Genomic DNA, 20596 nt, shown 5'->3' with positions numbered 1-20596 from the left:
ATCCGGGTCGAGGCGGCCTGTCAAAAAAGCACCGGTAAACCGATTGGTGGATTGACGGGGATTGTTACGGGTTGGTAATACCTGTGTGCCGGAAAGGCGCTTGTAAGCCGGGCGGAGTAGATGCCGTGGCATGGGTCGAGCCGGACAATCCCACCAGGAGAGGCTGATGAACGACGACGATATCCTGCACGTCATTGCCGTGAACGTGGTCAGGAAGACCCAGGGTGATCCTAAGGCGATCACTCGTTCATCCCGGCTCACCGAGCTTGGGCTGACGTCGATCGACGTCATCGAGGTGCTTTTCGATGTCGAGGAAGACCTGGGCAAGGCCTTGGGACGCCCGATCAAGCTTGATGACGCGGATATCGCCGGCGAGACCGTCGGTGACCTGGTGGAAGCGGTGAAGAAGACGCTGACGCCGCAGCCTGCGGGCGGCCATGCACCGCCACCGCATGGAACGCTCCCCCATGGCACGCCGCCGACCGGCAGGCATCACTGACGCCATGTCGATGCGCCGCGTAGTGATTACAGGCATGGGCGCCATCAGTGCGCTGGGCGAGGGTGCGGAGGTGCTGTGGGAGGCCGCGCGGGATGGTCGCCATGGGCTGCGTCCGCTGGATCATCCGGAAGCCGGCCAGATCCGGGCGCCGCTTGCCGCACAGATACCCCATGACTGGGACCCTTCCCGGCATTTCGAGGCTCGCCAGTTGTCGATGCTGGACAGGGTTTCGCAGTTCGCCTGCATTGCGGCGAACGAGGCATTGAAGCAATCGGGCCTGGATCTGCACAAGGACGGCCTGGCGGACCGTACGGCCGTGATCGTGGGCACGGGTGCCGGTGGTGATACCACCCACGACGAGCAGGCCCGCCAGCTATATGCGGGCAACTCCGGGCGCATCCATCCGCTGACCATCATTCGCCTGATGATCAACGCACCGGCAAGCCAGATCAGCATGGCCCATGGCACCCGTGGGCCGGCGTTTGCCGTGGCCAGTGCCTGTGCATCGAGCAATCACGCCATTGCCCAGGCTCTATCGCTTATCCGCAGCGGCATGGCGGATGTCGCCATCTGCGGTGGCACCGAGGCGTGTTTCAGCTTCAGTGCGTTGAAGGCCTGGGAAGCGATGCGGGTCATGGCAACGGATACCTGCCGGCCATTCAGTGCGAACCGTAGTGGGCTGGTGCTGGGCGAGGGGGCCGGCATGTTCGTGCTGGAATCGCTGGAACACGCGCGGGCGCGTGGCGCGACCATCCTCGCTGAGCTTGCCGGCGCAGGCATGAGCGCGGATGCGGCGGACATCGTGCATCCCGACCCCGGGGGCAGCCGGCTCGCAATGCAGCGTGCGCTGGCCGATGCGGGGTTATCTGCGGATGCCGTGGATTACATCAATGCCCATGGCACGGGTACGCGTGCGAACGATCCGGTGGAGACGCGGGCGATCCACGAGGTTTTCGGTGAGCATGCGAGGCGCTTGCTGGTGTCTTCTACCAAGCCGGTGCATGGGCATGCATTGGGTGCTGCGGGCGCGCTGGAGCTTGTGGTTGCGCTGGGTGCGCTTCGTGAGGGCATCGTGCCACCGACGTTGAACCTTGAGGTTTCCGATCCTGAGTGTGATCTTGATTACGTGCCCCTTGAGGCACGCAAGCACCCAGTGCGCGTTGCGATGAGCAATTCGTTTGCGTTTGGTGGGCTTTGTGCGGTGCTTGTGGTCAGGCGGGTGGATTGAGGGGCTTGTTTTCGATGGGGCGGGGTCGTGTTGCTGGTGAACCGGGGTGCTGGGTTCCTGTTTTCACAGGAACGACGGATAGGGGAGGTGACGACAACCCCACCCGAAGCCGTCGTTCCTGCGTACGCAGGAACCCAGCGCGATGCAGTCGGTTGTCGCGGCGGTATCTCCTACGTAAAAGCCGATGCAGCGCCTTCGCTGTGCGGGTGAACCGGGGCGCTGGGTTCCTGTTTTCACAGGAACGACGGGTAGGTAGGGTAACGACAATCCCACCCGGGGCCGTCGTTCCTGCGTACGCAGGAACCCAGCGCGATGCAGGCGGTTGTCGCGACGGTATCTCCTACGTAAAAGCCGATGCAGCGCCTTCGCCGTGCTGGTGAACCGGGGCGCTGGGTTCCTGTTTTCACAGGAACGACGGGTAGGTAGGGTAACGACAATCCCACCCGAAGCCGTCGTTCCTGCGTACGCAGGAACCCAGTGCGATGCAGTCGGTTGTCGCGGCGGTATCTCCTACGTAAAAGCCGATGCAGCGCCTTCGCCGTGCTGGTAAACCGGGGCGCTGGGTTCCTGTTTTCACAGGAACGACGGGTAGGTGGGGTAACGACAGCCCCACCCGAAGCCGTCGTTCCTGCGTACGCAGGAACCCAGCGCGATGCATCGGGTTTTCGCGAATGCGCCGCCTTACGTAACGCTCTTCAAGGCACCACCGACTGCAGGTTCATGGCAGGCAATGCCGCATCGATCCTGTCGTGATTCAGCCGCTTTCCGGCTGCGTTGACGAAGACCTGCAACGGACACTCCCCCGGCACGGCACAGCCCTGCACACGCACGGGACGTCGCACCATCCCGTCATAGCGATTCGTCCGCAAGGCATCCATGGACGGCATCATCTGCCTCACCAGCACAAACTCGTGCCCCTTGCGTTCGACCAGCGTAAACGAAAGCGCGCCACCGGGCGGGTAATCGTCCGGTCGTGCGGCATCGTGCCAGTCCAGTCCGAACACGCCAGCGATATTGGCGAGGTTCGTATCATGCCCGACCAGCACGACCGCGCCATGGCCGCCAGCGATAAGCGGCGCAACGACAGGCTTGTCGCCTGCGGCCACCTGCAGCGTGGCAAGGATGTGCGCGGCGAGATTGGATCCGGCAAGGCTGGCGGCCGGCAAAGCCTTCTTGCCCGCGGCGAACTGCGCGTTATGCAATTCGATCAAACGGCCCAGAAGGTCCCTGTTCCCCCGCCCGAATGCCACGGAAGACATCGGCATGCCTTCAGCGTAGGCCAGCATCAGGTTTTCGCTCAACGTCCCGGCCAGTTTCATGGCAGCCCCCGGCTCTACCGGCAGCAGTTTCCTGCCTTCCTGCTGGGCCACCTCTGCGCAGTGATCTGCATGGCAATCGAGCAGCAGTGACTGCAACGCCTTCAATGCATCGTGCGCGGGCGCCTGGTTTGCCGAACCATCGTCGTCATCGTCCTTGCGATAGTGGAAGAGGGCGTTGTCTTCATCGCCCCTGGTGGCGAGATAGCCTGCCTTGCAGCCCGGCGCCAGGCCCCGGACAAGGGCCGCGCTGCTTTCCCGGTTGCGTGGCGTGCTGTCGCCGATGACGACAGGGGACGCGGAGCTATCGCAGGAAGAGGCGGCCAGCCCCTCCTTGTCCAGCTCACTCCTCCAGCGCACGCCGATGGCGCGCATGCCTTCGCTCCCGTGTGCGGTAAGCATGCCCGGCGCCACCGGCCAGGCAGGCCACTCACCATGCGCATAAGCCGCATACGTCTCGCCCGGTTTCGTGGGCGAACGCACGCCGTGACGGATCAGGATCACCTCCGCACGCACGACGTCGGTAGCATGTGCCGCCGTGGCGAAGCCCAGTGCGAATGTCAGCAGGGCGGCCTTCACAGCTTCACCGACAGGTCGAGGAAGATGCCCCGGCCCGGCAGGCCGAAGTAGAGCGGTGCACCACCTACCGACTGCGTACCTGCATAACCCGTGATCTTGTGGACGTTGAACAGGTTGTTGACGTCGACGCTGATCGAATAACCCTTGGTGCCTGCCGGACCATGATCGGTGCGATAACCCGCAGCGGCATCCACGCTGAAATAGCCCGCGATGCGGTTGGCATCCTGGAACACCGGATGGCCACTCTTGTCCACGGTATTGTCCACGCCGTACTGGTGGCCGAGGAACTTGCCCATCAACGAACCGAAGTAACCGCTGCTGGCGCTGTAGAGCAGGCCGAGTGCGGCCGTCACCTTCGGTGTGCCGGCTACCTGCACGTTGCTGCTCTTGTACGTGGCTTCGTTATAGCTGGCATTACCGTAAAGGCTGAGCTCGTGGGTCAGGGCAAAGGTCGCTTCGGCCTCGGCTCCCTTGTAGATCGCGCCGCCACCGTTCACGTAGGCATTCTCGTTGCCATTGCCGGTGGCTACCTGGGTTTCGGCGATGAGATTGGAGAAATCGATGTAGTAGACGTCGGCGCCGAAGGTGAGCTGGCGCGACGCATACGCCGTGCCGAGCTGATAGTTCTTCGTCAGTTCCGGATCCACTCCCTTGGGACCATTGACCTGGATCACGTCGATGGGCGGCGCAAGAAAACCCTTCGCGGCCTGCGCATACGCCGACCACGAATCGCTGATGCTGTCATGGATGCTGATCGAGGGAAGGGTGGCGCTATAGGTGGCCTGCGCGGTGAGCGGTACGGGCGGCGAGACCTTGTTCAAAGGCGCATCGATGCGCCGGGTCACCTCGGAGTAGCGCACGCCGGGGCTCACCGTAATGCTGTCGGTCACTTTCCAGTCGTACTGCAGATAAGGCTGGAAGGTATCGGTGCGATCGCCCAGCTGATAGTTGTAGGTGGGGCCATACTTGGTGCCCGTTTGCGCGCCGGTGGTCAGGTCCAGCGGGAACTGGTAGCGGGCATCGATGTTGCGCTCCAGCCACGCGCCCGCGAGCAGGCGGCCCGGGCCGAGGTCGCGGCCGAAGCGCAGCACGTCGCCGAAGGCGTGGAAACCCGAGTCGGATTGCTTGCCCGGCAGGTCGGCAGCGATGGTGGCGACCTTCTTGCCCTTGGCGTTGTAGAACGTCACGCCGTTGTCTGCCGGGTTGATGTCGGTGGCATCGGCAGCCTTGCGTGCCCAGTGGTCGAAGGTGTTCAGGTACACCTTGTTCTCGATATCCCACTCGCCCACATGTGTGTCGAGGCCGAGGTAGGTAAAGCTGGAGTAATAGGCTGCGTTGTTCGCATCCTGGTAATTCTGCACCGTGGGGTCGTCTCCCAGGCCGAAACGCCAGCCGTACTTCGCGATTTCGCCCAGCGTGGCGCCTTGCACGGTATTCTGGTGCTCGCGGTTGTAGCTGGTGACGAAAGTCAGTGTCGTGGCCGCGCCGAGCTGGCTGATCGTCTTGATGAAGATATGATCGCGTTTGTCGTCGGTGCCCTTCAGGTAGGTGTCGCTCGACTCCTTGGAAATATCCGCGAACACCTTGGTATTGCCGATGGTTTCGTCCGCCGAGACGCCACCGGCGCGCGTGTTCCAGCTGCCGATCGTGAGATAGGGCGTGATGCCCGGTTCATCAGACGGATCGCGCGAGCGCAGGCCGATGGTGCCACCGAAGGTGGCGTTGCCGATCGTGCTGCCGCCGCCCGGGCCGCGATCGATCTGCGCCTGGCCGAGCACATGATTGTTGAAATAGGCGGACGTCGTGTGATGCAGGTCGCTGGCGTCGCCGAAGGGGATGCCATCGAAGGTGATGTTGAACTGGCCGTCCTGGAAACCTCTCAGGCTGATGCCTTCGTTCTTGCCCAGGCCCGGGCCTTCCGGCGAGGTCACGGTGACGCTCGGTGCGTACTTGATGATGTCGTCGAAGTTGGCGTTGAAGCGCAGGCCGTCGCGGATGAAACGCTCGTCGATCACCGAAGTCGGCTGCGATGCGTCCAGTGGCGGGGCGCTGGGCGCAAGCGTATCCACGGCGTTGGCGCTGACACTGACGGGGGCAAGATTCCTTGCCGTATCACGGGTGTCGATCGCCGGCAGAGGTGCTTCGGCCGGTGCGGCGCCGGCGGAGACGTTTCCCGGGACGATCTTCGCCGTGGTTGGTGCCACCAGGCGGTAATCGAGGTGGGTATCGCGCAGCAGGGCCGTGAGGCGCTGCGCAGGCGCCAGGCCTGCCGGCACCGCGTGGCTGCGCACGCCGTCGGGAATGGCATCGTCGTACACCACCTGCCAGCCCGTGTCATGGCTGAACTGGTCGAGAGCCTGTGCCAGCGGCATGGCGGCAATGGCCGTTGACGGCGTAGCCGCCTGGACGACGACGGGTGTCGCGCTGGCGAGGGCCAGGGCGATGCACATGGCGAGCGAATGACGCATGCGGGTACTTCCTTCGAGGGGTGGGAAAGGACACGTGTTGTCGTCCGACCTCATCCAAGAGTCCCGGCGCGGTGGGATGGGTACCGCCGATTCGATGAATTTTTTCTTACAGCGTGCGCGTGGACTGGATCCTGATGCGATCCGGTTCGCGCTGCACACGCACGCCGGAAAGGCTGCCGAGATAACTCACGAAGGCTTCGGGATCGTGCGCGTGAAATACACCGCTGATGCGTTTTTCCGACAAGGCGGCATCCTCGATGCTCAGGGGGCGTGTCGTATACGCATTGAAACGTCGTGCGACGACGCCGATGGGCGTGTCGTGGAAACGGATGTCATCCGGTAGCCATGCGGTGGCGGCGGAGGTATCCAGCACGCTGCGATCCAGCACATGGCCGTCACCGTCGACGTGCAGCGATTCGCCACCGGCGATATCGGCCACGCGGTTGCCTTCTGTTGCATGCCCGAGCAGACGGCGTGCGCCACTGTCGATCCATGCCGAAGACATGCGCCAAACGGAAACCTTGCCGCTGATCACGGCCACACGGGCACCGTCGCCATCGCGATCCACGTCGAACACGGTGCCGATATCCTCGATACGCTGCCTGCCCACTTCCACGCTCAGGGGACGCAGCGGATCGTGCCCTACATCGAAGGACGCCTTGCCTGCCATGAGAACGATGCGCCGCGCGTGGCTGTCGAAGTCCACATCCACGATGCCGCCCGGTGACAGGTGCAGCAAGGTGTCGTCGGGCAGCTTCACCATGCGCACCTCGCCCGTGTCGGCGGCGTAGCGCACGGGCGTTGTGGCGGCAGGCACCCAGGCCCATGCCATGCCGACGGCCAGCAGCAGCGATGCGGCGGCCGCCACGTAGCGCAACCGTGGGCGCCGTACGGCGGCAGGTTTTGCCTGCGGGCGTGGATGTTCCGCAAAAAGCGGCACCACGCGTGACTCGGCCATGGCGGCGGCAAGCAGGTCAGCGGCAAGCGTTTCGTCCAGAGCGGCGGCGGCATGCATATCGCCATGCAGGCGGGCAATGGCGAGGTATTCGGCGATGTGGCGGGGGGAGTGCCGCAGCCATGCCATGAAGCGATCACGGGCAGTGGCATCCGGCTCGTCACGCATGTCCAGATACCAGGAGGCGGCCTCTTCGGCGATGCGACGGGTGTCATTCATAGTGCTGCATCCCTTGCCGGCACGCGGCCAGTCCCTTGACGATGTACTTCTTGACCATGTTGGTGGAAACGCCCAGCGCCTCGGCAATGTCGCGGTAGGGCATGTCGTCGCGGTAGTGCATGACCAGCACCGCACGACACTTCGGCGACAGCCGGCCGATCACATCGGCAAGGCGGCGACGACGCAGTTCCCTGTCCACGTCGGCACCGGCCTCGCAGGGCGTGGCCAGCCGTTCGATGACCTCGTCGATATCCTCGCCCGTCACCGGAGCACGCTGGCGTAGCTGCGCATGCTCCTTGACCAGGTTGGCAGCCACGGTGAACAGGTAGGCCTCGGGATTGCGCACGGGCTCGTTCTGCGTGCCTGAGCTGCGCAACAGGCGCAGATACACCTCCTGCACGAGATCCTGCGCGTCCCAGCGATGGGCGACACGGCGCAGGAAATAACTGGCGAGCTTGGGACCCTTGTCGGCGAGAAGGTGCGCCCAGCCCTGGGGCGTATCGGTCACGCGGCGACTCCAGGTTCGTTGCCGCAGGATGGGCACGGAGTATGTCCGTGGTGTGACGGCGCCCGTCTTTTACCGACGCTTGCCGGTGACACCGCGGGTCACCCACCAGAAAACCAGGGCAAGCAGACTGATGGCCGCACCCAGCCAGCAGACACCTTGCCAGCCGGCGTAGGCGTACATGGCCGTGCCGGCCGCCGCCCCGGTACCGCTGCCCACGGCGTAGAACAGCATGTAGAGCCCCACCATGCGGGCATGGGCTTCGGGACGCGAGGCGAACACCATGCCCTGGTTGGTGACGTGAATGGCCTGCCCACCCATGTCCAGCAGCACGATGCCAAGCATCAATGCCGCCATGGAATGTTCCATCAGGCTCAGTGGCACCCATGCGCCCAGCAACAGCAACAGTCCGGCGGCGCTGGTACGCGCGCCGTAGCCCTGGTCGGCCCAGTGACCTGCGCGGATGGCGGCCAGGGCCCCGAGCGCACCCACCAGGCCGAATGCGCCGATGACCGTATGGGAGAACGCGTGTGGCGGCGCGCTCAGGGGAAGCACCATCGCGTTCCAGAAAATGTTGAACACGGCGAACATGAGCAAGGCCAGCACGCCGCGTACCTGCAATACCCGTTCTTCGCGAAGCAGCCCCGGCATCGACGCAAGCAGGGCGAGATAACCCATGGGGCGCTCCGGTACAGCGCTTCTGGGCAGCTTCAAGCGCAGCGGCAGGATCAGAAGCAGGGAGAACGCAGCGGATATCACGAACGTACCCCGCCACCCGGCGATATCGCCCATGGCACCGGAGAACACGCGTGCCAGCAGCAGGCCCATCAGTACGCCACCTTGCGCGATACCCACGACCCGGCCACGGCTACCGGGTGGCGACACGCTGGCGGCATAGGCGATCAGGCCCTGGGTCATGGCCGTTGCCAGCATGCCGATACCTGCCATGCCCGCCAGCAGCAGGTACCACTCGTGCACCATGGCGACACAAGCCAGCAGGCCCGACAACAGCAGGGACTGGATCACCATAAGGCGGCGTCGCTCGACGCGATCACCCAGCGGCACCAGGAAGACCAGCGCCATGGCGCATCCGACCTGCGTCGCGGTCATGACCTGTCCCAGCCGGGCATCCGACACGCTGAATTCCCGGCCGATGGCATCGAGCAGGGGCTGGGCGTAATACACATTGGCGACACAAAGGCCGCACGCGAGGGCGAACAGCAGCGCGACGCCGCGCGATGGCGGCACCGACAAGTCAGTGGACATGGGGGCTTCCTTAATGGTTGCAAATTGAAACTAGTGGAAGGCTAGGCTACATGGTTTTAAAATGCAACCTTGCTGACCGGAGTCGCAGAACCATGAGCGAGCGCATCCACCCCACCAGCGCCATCTGCCCGGTGGCCCGTTTTCTCGATGCGATCGGTGATCGCTGGTCCTTGCTGATCGTGCGCGATGCCTTCGACGGTTCACGGCGATTCGGCGACTTCCAGCGTGAACTGGGCGTGGCCCGCAATATCCTCACCGACCGTTTGCGACGACTGGTGGATGCCGGTGTGCTGGAGCTGCAGCCGGCGTCGGATGGCAGCTCTTACCAGGAATACGTGCTTACAGCGGCGGGAGAACAGCTCTTCCCCGTGGTGGTGGCGATGCGCCAGTGGGGTGAAAAAAACCTGTTCGAGCGTGGCGAGCGCTGCTCGCGGATGGTCGATACGAAAACCGGAAAGCCCGTTCCCTACATGGCGCCCCTGGCGAGCGACGGCAGCCTGCTGCCCGCCGCTCGCACGGAAATCCGGCGCCCGGGGTGAGGCGGTTCAGCCGTCTTCGCGAAGGATGCTGGCGTAAAGCCCGGGGTCGGCATTGGAGCCGGAAACCACGATGGCCGTGGCTCCGCCATGCACAGGGGCCTTGCCGAAGAGCAGGGCAGCCAGTGCCACGGCACCGCCGGGCTCGATCACCAGCTTCATCGAGCGGAAGGCGAAGCGCAGGGCATCGCGTACTTCGTCTTCGCTTACGGTCAGGCCGCCGCTCAGCAACGCCTGGTTGATCGGAAAGGTGAGTTCGCCGGGTGAGGGCGTCATCAGTGCATCGCAGATGGTGCGGGCGTCCTTTGCCACCACCTGCCGGGTGCCCGTGGCGAGTGAGCGCGCGGTATCGTCGAAGGTCGCAGGCTCCACGCAGTAAACGTGCGTTTCCGGGCGCGTGCCTTTTACCGCCGTCGCGACGCCGGCCGTCAGCCCGCCACCGCCGCAACAGACCAGCACGCTGGTGACATCCACGCCCATGGCGGCAGACTGCTCCATGATTTCCAGTCCCACGGTGCCCTGGCCGGCCATGATGTAAGGGTCGTCGAACGGCGGCACGCGCACGGCGCCCCGTGACTGCGCGATACCGGCAGCGATGTCCTCGCGCGATTCGTTGAAGCGATCGTAGAGCACCACCTCGGCACCGAGCCGGCGGGTGTTCTCCAGTTTGTTGGCAGGTGCATCGGCGGGCATGACGATGGTGGCGGGAATACCCAGGCGACCGGCGGCGGCTGCGACGCCCTGGGCGTGGTTGCCGCTGGACCACGCCACGACGCCGGCCTTGCGTTCCACGTCGTTGAGTCGCGAAAGACGGTTATAGGCACCGCGAAACTTGAACGAACCGGTGTGCTGGGCACCTTCGAACTTCACCAGCACGCGGCGGCCGGCATGATCATTGAGGGTGTCGAATTCCAGCAGCGGCGTGCGCACGGCCACACCCTTCAGTTGTTCGGCGGCCGAGTGGACATCGGTGATGTCGATGGCGAGGCTCACGGGCATTTCCTTGGCGGCAGGCGATCTGCCGAAGCTTAGCCTGTCGAAGCAATGCACCGCCACGCTACCCTGTAGGAGCGCGCCTTGCGCGCGACCGCTCTTCGCGAAAACCTGTCGCGCGCAAGGCGCGCTCCTACAAAAAATCCCACGAGCGGTGAGAGACGGCCAGGTAAAGTCCGGGAGCCGTGAGGGGCGGCTCCCGGAGGGTGGGTTACTTGCCCAGGTTGCTCAGGAAGCGCTTCGTGTACTGCAACACCGTGGTGGACGGCAGTGAGTTGCAGGTGGGCGAGGCGGTGCCCTGCGAGCACGGCGTGTCGCGGTCGAGCGACCAGAAGTGCACGCCCGCCAGCTTGTTGGTCGCCGCGTAGCTGGTCACCTTGTCGATGTCCGCAATCTGGAACACGTTGCTGGAGACGTCGTTCACGCCGATCATCGGGGTGATCTCGATCTTGCTCAGCGGAATGCCGTAGGTGTGCTGCAGGTTCTGCACGGCCTGGATCGCCGACTGGCCCATGTCGCAGACGCCGCCGCTCTTGACCACGCAGACACTGGGAATACCGCTGCCGTAATCCATGGTCATCAGGTTGATGGTGTAGTTCTGCAGGCCCGAGGCTTTCACCAGTTTCACCACGGCATCGCCCGTGCTGTTCACGCCACCGTAGCTGCCGTCGGAAGCGCCGAGCGTGGCAAGGGTGAACGAGAAGCGCAGGTTCGGGTAGAAGCCGGCGGCATACACCGCGCCGTTGACCAGCGACTGCAGCTGGGCCTGCGACTGGCCGGCTTCGATGTCGAAGTCGACACCCACCAGGTGCGCGCCGTTGTAGCGGTCGATGAAGGCCTTCAGGTTCATCGGGCTGCCACAGGTGAAGCTGCCTGCTGCACCACCGGTGGAAATCACATAGTTGATGCCCGCGCTGTTGATCCGCGCGATGTTGGCACTGGCGAACGCCGCGCCCGGCACGCCACCCCAGTTCTCGCTGCCGCACTCGCCGGTGGCAAAAGCCAGCGTGATGGCGCCGAGGTTCGGTACCTGGGTGGATACGAGGCTGCCTGCACCGACCACGGGAATCCGCGTGCCGGTCACGCTGGTCGAGATGATGTTGGTGTTCCAGTCCATGTTGATGGAGGTGTCCTTGTACGGACTGAACAGCAACGTGCCCGGGGTGGGGGGCGGGTTGTCCGGCGGCGGATTATCGGGCGGGGGCGTGCTGCCGCCGCCATCGCAGGCTCCCTGCGATGTCCAGGGCTGGCCGCTGCCCGAAGGGCCACTGTGCGTGGACGGGTCGTCGCCCTGGGTCCACCAGTTGGCCACGTAGTTGTTGCCGTTCTGGCTGGCGGTATTGCCGCCGGTATAGACACTGGATGCGCTCCATGCCGCCGCGCATGCGGTGGCAGCGTGGGCCGATTGCGCAGGGAACAGCGCGGCGGCAATGGCAAGGGCGAGCGTGGCGGAACAGCCGCCGAGGACTTTCAGTGACATCGGACACCTCCCGGTTCGAGTGATGGATCCCGAACGGGAAGTGGCCAGCCTCTCCCCGAACGAGGTACTGCCTGCACGACGAAGCGGGGAGGGGTTTAGTCCTGGATGACAACGTTGTCTACTTTGTCCATGACAATTTGTGACGGCTGCCGTGAACGCCGTTTGCTGCCTTGCCGCGTAGCTTTGCCATTCGTGTCGCGAATGAGGCCGTCATGGTCCTGCTGCATCGCGACGAGGCGAGGGCAAGTAAGGAGACAGGCGATGACAACGATGGTCACCATCCTGTCCGATCCACCGGGGACGACCCCGCCCGTGCTTGCCGAAAACGGGGTCGTTTCGTGATCAGGCGTGGTCAGTCCCGGCCGTCAACGATTCCCAGGCGTCGATCTCAGCGATCACGGCGTCCAGCTTCTCGCGGGCACGGTGCAGGGCATCGGGACCCAGCAGAAGGTGCAGCGGCGGCTCGCTGGCGTTGACCGCCTCGATGATGGCCTTTGCGCCCAGCACCGGATCACCGGCCTGGCGACCGGCCATGGCTGCCAATGCTGCGCCGCCCCGGCCCACGCTATCGGTATAGGCGGCGTCTTCCTTTTCGCTGCGCCGGATCGAGTGGTCCGACAGGAAGTCGGTACGGAAGGCCCCCGGGGCCACCGCCGTGACGCGGATGCCCAGTGGTGTCACTTCCCGCGCCAGGCTGGCGGAGAAACCTTCCAGGGCGGACTTCGCGGTGGCGTAGAGCGCGGAGCCTGCGCCCGGAGCGCGCCCGGCGATGGAGGTGATGTTGACGACGTGTCCGCTGCCTTGCGTGCGCAGGTAAGGCAGCGCGGTGCGCACGATACGGATGGGGGCGAATACGTCCACCTCGAACAGGCGGGCCATCTCGTCGTCGGTGGACTGTTCCAGCGCACCCAGCAGGCCGTAGCCGGCGTTGTTCACGATGACGTCCACCTGGCCGGTGATGCCGAAGGCCTCGCGGGTGGCCCGTTCGGCCTCGCCAGGCCGGGAGAAGTCGGCATGGATGACGTGCAGGCGGTCGCCGGCATGCGGCACGTCCGGGTGGCCTTCGCGCACGGTACCGATGACGCGGTGGCCCTGTTCCAGGAGCAGGCGGGTCATGGCAAGGCCGAGGCCGCGGGAAATACCGGTAATGAACCAGGTTTGCATGGGATGTCCTCCGTGGGTGATGGGGAGAACGATAGGTCAGGCAGCGGAGCTAATGAATATTCAATTTTCTAATCTAGCTTGTAAGCCATGCTGAATAATGCTCTGCTTCCGTCATGGACTCCCTGCCTTCCAGTGCCGACTACAACCAGCTGCGTGCCTTCGTCGCCGTGGCGGAAGCCCTCAGTTTCTCCCGGGCCGCCGAAACGCTGGGAGTCACGCCGTCGGCACTCAGCCAGACCCTGAGGGGGCTGGAGACCAGTGTCGGCGTGAGGCTGCTGCATCGTACGACGCGCAGCGTATCGCTTACCTCGGCCGGCGAACGCTTGCTTCAGGAGGTGACGCCGTCGATCCAGGGCATCCGCGAGGCGATGGATACCCTGCGACGCAACGGTGGACGGCCTTCGGGCCGCCTGCGCATCCACACCTTCCGCTCCGCGGCGGAAAATTACATCGAGCCGATCCTGGGCGCCTTCGCCCGCGACTACCCCGAGGTGGTGCTCGATATCACGCTCGATGACGAAGTGGTCGATGTGGTGGGTGGAGGCTACGACGCCGCATTACGTCTGGGCGAGGTCATCGAGCGCGACATGATCGCCGTACCGCTGGGGCCGCCGATGCGCCAGATCGCCGCGGCCTCGCCGGACTATCTCGCACGTCACGGCGTGCCGCTGCATCCGCGCGACCTGCTGCAACACCGCTGCATCCGCTGGCGATGGCCCGGACAGGCCCATGCCTATGCCTGGGAGTTCTTCGAGAACGGCGCCTGGTTCGAGGTGACCGTGGACGGACCACTGGTGGTCAGCGACAAGACCATGGCCGTGCGCGCCGCCGTGCAGGGCGTGGGCATCTGCTTCACTGTGGAATATGCCTTGCTGCCGGCGTTGCACACAGGCGAACTGGTGCCTTTGCTTGAGGCCTGGTCGCATCCGTTTCCGGGGATGTACCTGTGTTATCCGCAGCAACGCCAGATGGCCCCGGCACTGCGTGCGTTCATCGATGCGGTGCGCGACGAGGCTAGTCGCGTAGATGTCCCAGCAATTCGCTCACTTCTTCCTCGGTAAGGCCCACGCCCTCCACGGACAACCACACGGGAAGCCCCGTACGCCGGTTGGTGAGCTGGCAGGCCCCTTCGGGCGGAACGATGCCGATCAGCACGTCTTCCAGTGCGATCGTGCCGTCGTAGATGCTGGCGATGGCAAACCCGTGCTCCTGTTCGAGTACCGCGAACTGAAGTTCCGAATGCCACCAGACGACGAGTGAAGCCATGCGCGCGCTTCAGTACGTGGTGGCCAGGGAGGCGAGGGCGTGCAATCGGTTCGCGTAGTCGCTGAAGCCGAGACCGCTTGCGGTCGGATCGTCGCTTTCGTCGAACAGATAGATGCCCTCCATGGCGATACGCGCACCCAGTGCTTCCAGTTCGAGCAGCACGGCTTCGTCGAGCTGGAGATGGATGGGCACCGCGATGTCAGTGTCGTTGCGGGGTTCGCCGCTGGGCTGGGGAAGGCCTACCGGCTGTCCGTCCACATTAAGCACGACAAAGCGATCCTCTGCAATCTGTCTCAGGCAGTAGGGGAAAAAGCGACGATAGAAGGGACGATGCACGGGTTTGCACTGGGGGAGAGCCGGCGCCGGTATCGGTGCCATGACCACTCACTTTACAGTGGATGGCCGTAGCGTGGCGATACCGGTGCCGGCCACCGCATCATGTGCCGCGGGTCTCCCTGCGCAGGCGTCGGCGCATCAGCCAGCGCCATGCCACCGGCAAGACCAGCATGGACAGCAGGGGCGCGGTGACCATGCCACCGATCATCGGCGCGGCAATGCGCTGCATCACCTCCGAGCCGGCACCGTGACCCAGCAGGATCGGCAGCAGGCCGGCGAGGATCACCGCCACGGTCATGGCCTTCGGCCGCACGCGCTGCACGGCGCCATGGACGATGGCCGCATCGAGCACGTCGAAGCCGGCATCCGGGTCCGCGCGATGGGCCTGCTCCCAGGACTGCCGCAGGTAGAGCAGCATCACCACGCCAAACTCGGCGGCCACGCCTCCCAGTGCCACGAAGCCGATCACGGTGGCAACGGAGATGGCCTGTCCCAGCCACAACACCAGCCAGAGTCCCCCCACCAGGGCGAGCGGGACGCTGGTCATGATCAGCAACGCTTCCCCCATGCGACGGAACAGGGCGTGGATCAGCCCGAATACGATCAGCAGCGCGGCAGGGATCACCCAGGCCAGTCGTGCCCCGGCGCGCGCCAGGTATTCGTACTGGCCGGACCAGGCGAGGGTGACACCGGCCGGCAGCGTGACCTGCGTGCCGACGGCCCGTTGCAGCTCGCTGACGGTGCGCCCGAGATCGCGACCATCGGTGTCCACGTACACATAGCTGGCCAGCTGGCCGTCTTCGCTTTTCAGCATGATCGGACCGGCATGCAGCGTGATGTCGGCAACTTGCGAGAGCACGAGCTGTGCGCCACCCGGGGCCACGATGGGTAGCTGGCGCAGCGCGGCGATGGAGTCGCGGTCCGGGCGGGCATAGCGCACCACGATCGGATAACGTTCGCGACCGTCCACGACCTGTCCCACCGTATCGCCGCCGACCAGGGTGGCGATGGTTTCCTGGATATCGCGCTGGGTGAGTCCATAGCGCGCGGCGTCCTGCCTGCGCACGTCCACATCCACGTAACGCCCGCTCGCCGAGCGCTCGGCAATGGCCGAGGTGACGCCGGGCACGTTGCGTGCGATGCCTTCGATGCGATCGGCTACATCCTGGAGTGCGGCGGTATCGGTGCCCAGCACCTTGATGCCGATGGGGCTCTTGATGCCCGTGGCGAGCATGTCGATGCGATTGCGGATGGGAGGTACGAAGAGATTCGTAAGACCGGGCACCTTCACCGCGTGATCCAGTTCGGTCTTCAGTTTTTCCATGGTCATGCCCGGGCGCCATTGCGAGCGGGGCTTGAAGGTGATGGTGGTCTCGAACATCTCCAGCGGCGCGGGGTCGGTGGCGGTTTCCGCACGCCCGGCCTTGCCGAAGACATGGTCCACTTCCTGCACCGTCTTGATCATGCGGTCGGTGAGTTGCAGCAGCTGTGCGGCCTTGCCTGCCGATATGCCTGGCAATGCCGTGGGCATGTAGAGCAGGGTGCCCTCGTCGATGGGTGGCAGGAACTCGTGTCCCAGTCGCGACAGCGGCCATGCCGCACTGACCACCAGCAGCAAGGCCATGGCGAGCGTGGTTTTCGGGTGGCCCAGTGCCTTGTGCAACAGAGGGCGATACAGGGCGGTCAGTCCCCGGTTGAGCGGATTGTCGTGTTCGGCACGGATGTGTCCGCGCACCAGATAGCCCATGAGCACCGGTACCAGGGTCACCGACAGTCCGGCGGCTGCGGCCATCGCATAGGTCTTGGTGAAGGCCAGCGGCTTGAACAGCCGGCCTTCCTGCGCTTCGAGGGCGAACACTGGCACGAAGGAAAGTGCGATCACCAGCAGGCTGACGAAGAGTGCGGGGCCGACTTCCGCGGCGGCATCCGCCACCAGTTGCCAGCGCTGCTCGCCCGATGGCTCGCCGCCGTGTTCGTCCCGCCAGTGCTCCAGATGCTTGTGGGTGTTTTCGATCATCACCACGGCCGCATCGACCATCGCGCCGATGGCAATGGCAATGCCACCGAGCGACATCAGGTTGGCCGACACGCCTTGCACGTACATCACGGCAAAGGCCGCCAGCACGCCCAGCGGCAGGCTCACTACCGCGACCAGCGTGGAGCGCAGATGCCCCAGGAACAGGGCGCAGACGACGGCGACGACGAGGAACTCCTCGATGAGCTTGTCGCGCAGGTTATCCACCGCCGCATCGATGAGGCCGGAGCGGTCGTAGGTGGTCACCACGTCCACGCCAGGAGGCAGGCTGCGTCGCAGCGTGGCCAGCTTGTCGCGCACGGCTTCGATCGCGGCACGTGCGTTCTTGCCCGAGCGCAGCACCACGACGCCACCGGCCACCTCACCCTGGCCGTCCAGTTCGGCAATGCCGCGACGGAAGGCGGGGCCACGTCGCACGGTAGCGATGTCGGCCAGGCGCACGGGAATGCCGCTGGCATCGTGTCCCACGGGCACGGCGTCGAAATCGTCCCGGGTGCGCAGATAACCTTCACTGCGCACCACCATCTCGGCCTCGCCCTGTTCGATCACCGAACCACCGTTGGAGCCGTTCGCATCGCGCAGGGCAGCCAGCAGCATGGCCGTATCGATGTGCCGCGCGGCCATGCGGGCGGGATCGGGCACCACCTGCCACGAAGACTCCATGCCGCCGAGGCTGGCGACTTCAGCCACGTCGGGCACGGTTTTCAGCTGGTAGCGCAGGAACCAGTCCTGCAGGGCGCGCAGCTGGCCGATGTCGTGGTGGCCGGTGCGGTCCACCAGTGCGTACTCGTAGATCCATCCCAGTCCGGTGGCGTCGGGCCCCAGCGACGGATTCACACCGGCAGGCAGGCGGTCGCGTACCTGGCTCAGGTATTCGAGCACGCGCGAACGGGCCCAGTAGAGGTCCGTGTGATCGTCGAACAGGATGTAGACGTAGGAGTCGCCGAAGAACGAATAGCCGCGAACGGTACGTGCACCGGGTACGGAGAGCATCGTGGTCACCAGGGGATAGGTCACCTGGTCTTCCACGGTCTGCGGAGCCTGGCCGGCCCAGCTCGTGCGTACGATCACCTGAGTATCGGAGAGGTCCGGCAGCGCATCCAGCGGCGTCTCGTGCAGGGCGACGATGCCGGTCACCGCCAGCAATGCCGCCAACGCGAGCACGACGAGGCGATGAGCCATCGACCAGTGGATGAGGCGGGCAATCATGGGCTGGCCTCCTTCGCGGGTGTGGGCTGGGCATCGAGACGACGCAGGCTGCCGGAGAGGCTGGCTTCGGAATCGAGCAGGAACTGACCGGACACGACCACGCGTTCGTCGCCCTGCAAGCCATCCACGATCTCGGTATAGCCACCGGACGACTGCCCGGTGCGCACTTCTTGCGGACGAAAACGCCCGTCGCCGTCGTCCACGATCACGCGTGCCTGCTCACCGGTTTCGACCAGCGCTTCGTCGGGCACCAGGGGATGTTCGGTCGACGCCGTTGCCTCGATCGTGACGTGCGCGAACATGCCCGGTGCGAGGCGATGCTGCGGATCGGGCAGCACGATGCGTGCGCGTCGCGTACGGGTGTCGGTATCGACCATCGCCAGCAGGGTGTCGACGGTGGCGTGGAACGGTTCGGCGATGCCATCCACGCGAACCGTCACGGGCATGCCGGCCATCACCTGTGCGGCGGATGCCTGCGGAACCGATGCGTCCACCCAGACCCGGTCGAGTCCCGCGATGGTCATGAGGGTCTGGCCGGCGATCACGCGCTGTCCTTCGCGGACATCGACCGTCGCCAGTACGCCTGCGCGCGGCGCGATCAACGTGGCGCCGCCCGTGCGACCTGCACCGCGCACGGCGCCGGTATCGAGACCAAGGGCGGCAAGACGTTCACGCGAAGCACCGGCCAACGCGCGCGCATCGTCCGAATGCACATGACGAAGTGCTTCGTTTTCCGCCAGCGCACTGTTCCATTCGGGCGATACGAGCGTGGCGAGCGGCTGGCCCGCCGTGACCATGGTGGACGGCGCGGCCGTAAACAGGCGATCCACGACACCATCGGCACGTGCGCTCACCGTGACCGATTCGGTGAGATCCCATGCCACGGTGGCGGGCACGTCGATGCGCTGCACCAGGTGACGCCTGATCACGGGCGCCGTGCGCAGGCCCAGGTTCTGGCGAACGGAAGGGTCGATGCGCACGCTGGCGCTTCCGCCATCACCGTCGGCGGCATAACGCGGCACCATGTCCATGCCCATCGGCGACAGGCCCGCCTTGGGGAAATGCTGGTCGGGGATCATGGGGTCGTACCAGTAAAGGATCTTCTTGCCTGTCGCTTCAGGCGCGGATGGCGCAGGGGTATCTGCATGGCGTCCGGCCACGAAGCCGGCAGCGATGGCTGCGGCCAGGGCGGTGGTCACGAGGAACAGAAAGGGAAGAGTCTTCACGGGGTGTTTCCTTGCGGCAGCAGGAAGGCGAGGGCCGCCCAGGCGCGGCCGTAGTCGGCGCGCAGGCGCGTTTCGTCGAGACGCAGTGCGAGTTCGTCGCGCCGGGCTTGCAGCAGTGGCTGGATGTCGCCGCCGCCGCGATAGCTCGCCAGCGCAACCGTCACCCGGTCGTCGGCCAGTGGCAGCAGGCTGCCGTGGTGGCGCTCCAGCTGGGCGCCCAGCGATTTCCAGTTCTCCAGCGCGGACTGCACCATGGCCTTCTGCTCGCGGCGCGCATCCTCATGCTCGTCGCGCACGGCATCCGCATCCGCCGTTCGCGCGGAAATGCCGCGATCCTGGCGGTTGCGGGTGAACAACGGCAGGCTCACGCCGACCTGCAACGACACCATGTCGGACAGGCCACGCACGCGCGAGCCATAGCTGGCGCCGATGCTCCAGTCGGGATGCTTATCGGCACGGGCGCTGGCAAGCGCGGCGTCGGCCGCCCGCTCGCGCGGCGTCCAGCCCAGCAGCGCGGCTTGCTCATCGAGACGGCCGAGCAAGTCTTTCTCGCTGCGGGGCAACGTCGCGAAATCCGGATCGCCGGCCAGCTCGTCATGGCCTTCGTCACCCAGCCAGCGCACCAGTTGCGCGCGCGCCTGGGCGAGCTTTCCGCGGGCAGCGTCCATGCGGTTCTCGATGTCGAGCGCACCCGCCCTGGCGGCGAGCACGTCGTTGGCGCTGCCGCCGCCGCGCAGGCGTGCCTGCGCGACATCGACATCCGCGTTCAGCGAGCGGCGCATGGCGTCCAGCGCCGCAAGTTCGCCCTGGGCCTCGGAGACGCCGATCCACGCTTCGGCGGCCTGCCTGCGCACGAGCAGGCCGGTGGCCTGGGTGTCTGCGTCGGCGACATCGATGCGTGCCCGCGCTTCCTCGCGCTGGGCCTGGCGTTTGGCGGACGAGGGCAGCACCTGGGTGATGCCCACCGTGCGCATGGTCATGTCGTCGCCACCGGCGGTGAAGGCGCCGCGCCCCTGGACGGCGAGGTTGTCGATGCCGACGCTGAGCTGGGGATCGGGCAGGGCGCCGGCACGCAGGGCTTCCTGGCGCGTGGATTCCGCCTGGTCGCGACGCGCGTCGAGCAAGGGTGTGCGTTGCACCGCGAGGTCGGTCGCGGTGGACAGACTGAGCGTGCCTGCCGTGGCCAGTGGCACGGCAAGGCAGGCCAGCACCGCCGCGCAGCATGCGCGGAGGAAGCGAACCGGCACGGTGCCGGATCGCGGGGAAAGGGGAAACATGGGATGGCTCCGGTCGGATACGGGACAACGCCGCGCACG

General features: G+C 65.4%; 17 protein-coding genes. 4 read left to right on the top strand and 13 right to left on the bottom strand.

Translation table 11 applies throughout. The features are described from left to right. Window positions 1-166 precede the first annotated feature (166 nt). Together HBF25_RS10505 and HBF25_RS10500 are read left to right on the top strand one after the other, a co-directional pair. Entirely contained in the window at window positions 167-499 is a 333-nt protein-coding gene (locus HBF25_RS10505) for an acyl carrier protein (protein ID WP_166948144.1), read from the top strand. Continuing rightward, complete coding sequence (locus HBF25_RS10500; RefSeq protein WP_243853175.1) at window positions 468-1727, top strand: beta-ketoacyl-[acyl-carrier-protein] synthase family protein; 1260 nt, start codon at window positions 468-470, stop codon at window positions 1725-1727. The genes HBF25_RS10505 and HBF25_RS10500 overlap by 32 nt, the downstream gene beginning before the upstream one ends. 695 nt (window positions 1728-2422) lie before the next feature. Here the strand turns inward: HBF25_RS10500 and HBF25_RS10495 are convergent. From HBF25_RS10495 to HBF25_RS10475, 5 genes are all read right to left on the bottom strand, one after another. Next, window positions 2423-3622 (bottom strand): histidine-type phosphatase, encoded by a 1200-nt coding sequence (locus tag HBF25_RS10495; RefSeq protein ID WP_166948142.1) that lies wholly within the window; start codon window positions 3620-3622, stop codon window positions 2423-2425. Then, window positions 3619-6090 carry a TonB-dependent receptor gene (locus HBF25_RS10490; protein WP_166948140.1) on the bottom strand — a complete coding sequence of 824 codons (2472 nt, stop codon included), beginning with the start codon at window positions 6088-6090 and terminating at the stop codon, window positions 3619-3621. Before HBF25_RS10490 ends, HBF25_RS10495 begins: the two co-directional genes overlap by 4 nt. A gap of 106 nt (window positions 6091-6196) precedes the next feature. After that, window positions 6197-7264: a FecR family protein gene (locus HBF25_RS10485; protein ID WP_166948138.1), complete on the bottom strand. Its 1068-nt coding sequence runs from the start codon at window positions 7262-7264 to the stop codon at window positions 6197-6199. Next, window positions 7257-7772 (bottom strand): RNA polymerase sigma factor, encoded by a 516-nt coding sequence (locus HBF25_RS10480; RefSeq protein ID WP_166948136.1) that lies wholly within the window; start codon window positions 7770-7772, stop codon window positions 7257-7259. Before HBF25_RS10480 ends, HBF25_RS10485 begins: the two co-directional genes overlap by 8 nt. Before the next feature lie 69 nt (window positions 7773-7841). Beyond that, entirely contained in the window at window positions 7842-9035 is a 1194-nt protein-coding gene (locus tag HBF25_RS10475; protein WP_166948134.1) for an MFS transporter, read from the bottom strand. Window positions 9036-9139: 104 nt separating this feature from the next. Here HBF25_RS10475 and HBF25_RS10470 point away from each other — a divergent pair, with 104 nt between their 5' ends. Further along, on the top strand, window positions 9140-9574 hold the full coding sequence (locus HBF25_RS10470; protein WP_425483463.1) for a winged helix-turn-helix transcriptional regulator: 435 nt from the start codon (window positions 9140-9142) through the stop codon (window positions 9572-9574). Window positions 9575-9580: 6 nt separating this feature from the next. Here the strand turns inward: HBF25_RS10470 and HBF25_RS10465 are convergent, their stop codons facing one another. The 3 genes from HBF25_RS10465 to HBF25_RS10455 form a co-directional block, all read right to left on the bottom strand. Then, a complete protein-coding gene (locus HBF25_RS10465; RefSeq protein ID WP_208392525.1) occupies window positions 9581-10564 on the bottom strand; it encodes a threonine ammonia-lyase in 984 nt (327 codons plus the stop codon). 211 nt (window positions 10565-10775) lie between these two features. Next, entirely contained in the window at window positions 10776-12044 is a 1269-nt protein-coding gene (locus HBF25_RS10460) for a carbohydrate-binding protein (protein ID WP_166948128.1), read from the bottom strand. 342 nt (window positions 12045-12386) lie between these two features. Then, window positions 12387-13208, bottom strand: a complete 822-nt coding sequence (locus tag HBF25_RS10455; protein ID WP_166948126.1) for an SDR family NAD(P)-dependent oxidoreductase — start codon at window positions 13206-13208, stop codon at window positions 12387-12389. A gap of 113 nt (window positions 13209-13321) precedes the next feature. On the opposite strand from HBF25_RS10455, the gene HBF25_RS10450 reads away from it, so the two are divergent. Continuing rightward, window positions 13322-14269, top strand: a complete 948-nt coding sequence (locus HBF25_RS10450; RefSeq protein ID WP_166948125.1) for a LysR family transcriptional regulator — start codon at window positions 13322-13324, stop codon at window positions 14267-14269. On the opposite strand, the gene HBF25_RS10445 is transcribed toward HBF25_RS10450, so the two are convergent. Genes HBF25_RS10445 through HBF25_RS10425 form a run of 5 tightly spaced genes read right to left on the bottom strand, consistent with a single transcriptional unit; the run spans window position 14223 to window position 20557 of the window. Then, a complete protein-coding gene (locus HBF25_RS10445; protein ID WP_166948123.1) occupies window positions 14223-14474 on the bottom strand; it encodes a hypothetical protein in 252 nt (83 codons plus the stop codon). The genes HBF25_RS10450 and HBF25_RS10445 overlap by 47 nt on opposite strands. 9 nt (window positions 14475-14483) lie before the next feature. Then, the gene (locus HBF25_RS10440; protein WP_166948121.1) at window positions 14484-14852 is read right to left on the bottom strand and encodes a hypothetical protein; all 369 of its coding nucleotides are present in this window, start codon (window positions 14850-14852) and stop codon (window positions 14484-14486) included. A 58-nt stretch (window positions 14853-14910) separates the two neighbouring features. Beyond that, entirely contained in the window at window positions 14911-18054 is a 3144-nt protein-coding gene (locus tag HBF25_RS10435) for an efflux RND transporter permease subunit (protein WP_166948119.1), read from the bottom strand. Beyond that, entirely contained in the window at window positions 18051-19280 is a 1230-nt protein-coding gene (locus tag HBF25_RS10430) for an efflux RND transporter periplasmic adaptor subunit (RefSeq protein WP_341778073.1), read from the bottom strand. The genes HBF25_RS10435 and HBF25_RS10430 overlap by 4 nt, the downstream gene beginning before the upstream one ends. After that, complete coding sequence (locus HBF25_RS10425) at window positions 19277-20557, bottom strand: TolC family protein (RefSeq protein WP_166948117.1); 1281 nt, start codon at window positions 20555-20557, stop codon at window positions 19277-19279. The genes HBF25_RS10430 and HBF25_RS10425 overlap by 4 nt, the downstream gene beginning before the upstream one ends. Between the last annotated feature and the right edge of the window lie 39 nt (window positions 20558-20596).

It is taken from the genome of Luteibacter anthropi (assembly GCF_011759365.1).
Lineage (GTDB): Bacteria > Pseudomonadota > Gammaproteobacteria > Xanthomonadales > Rhodanobacteraceae > Luteibacter > Luteibacter anthropi.
This window is presented reverse-complemented; position numbering and strand designations above follow the sequence as displayed.

Bases quoted from the DNA above. Each gene is read 5' to 3' on its own strand.
- HBF25_RS10505 (WP_166948144.1), top strand. From the start codon at position 167: ATGAACGACGACGATATCCTGCACGTCATTGCCGTGAACGTGGTCAGG.
- HBF25_RS10500 (WP_243853175.1), top strand. From the start codon at position 468: ATGGCACGCCGCCGACCGGCAGGCATCACTGACGCCATGTCGATGCGC.
- HBF25_RS10490 (WP_166948140.1), bottom strand. From the start codon at position 6,090: ATGCGTCATTCGCTCGCCATGTGCATCGCCCTGGCCCTCGCCAGCGCG.
- HBF25_RS10485 (WP_166948138.1), bottom strand. From the start codon at position 7,264: ATGAATGACACCCGTCGCATCGCCGAAGAGGCCGCCTCCTGGTATCTG.
- HBF25_RS10475 (WP_166948134.1), bottom strand. From the start codon at position 9,035: ATGTCCACTGACTTGTCGGTGCCGCCATCGCGCGGCGTCGCGCTGCTG.
- HBF25_RS10460 (WP_166948128.1), bottom strand. From the start codon at position 12,044: ATGTCACTGAAAGTCCTCGGCGGCTGTTCCGCCACGCTCGCCCTTGCC.
- HBF25_RS10455 (WP_166948126.1), bottom strand. From the start codon at position 13,208: ATGCAAACCTGGTTCATTACCGGTATTTCCCGCGGCCTCGGCCTTGCC.
- HBF25_RS10450 (WP_166948125.1), top strand. From the start codon at position 13,322: ATGGACTCCCTGCCTTCCAGTGCCGACTACAACCAGCTGCGTGCCTTC.
- HBF25_RS10445 (WP_166948123.1), bottom strand. From the start codon at position 14,474: ATGGCTTCACTCGTCGTCTGGTGGCATTCGGAACTTCAGTTCGCGGTA.
- HBF25_RS10440 (WP_166948121.1), bottom strand. From the start codon at position 14,852: ATGGCACCGATACCGGCGCCGGCTCTCCCCCAGTGCAAACCCGTGCAT.
- HBF25_RS10435 (WP_166948119.1), bottom strand. From the start codon at position 18,054: ATGATTGCCCGCCTCATCCACTGGTCGATGGCTCATCGCCTCGTCGTG.
- HBF25_RS10425 (WP_166948117.1), bottom strand. From the start codon at position 20,557: ATGTTTCCCCTTTCCCCGCGATCCGGCACCGTGCCGGTTCGCTTCCTC.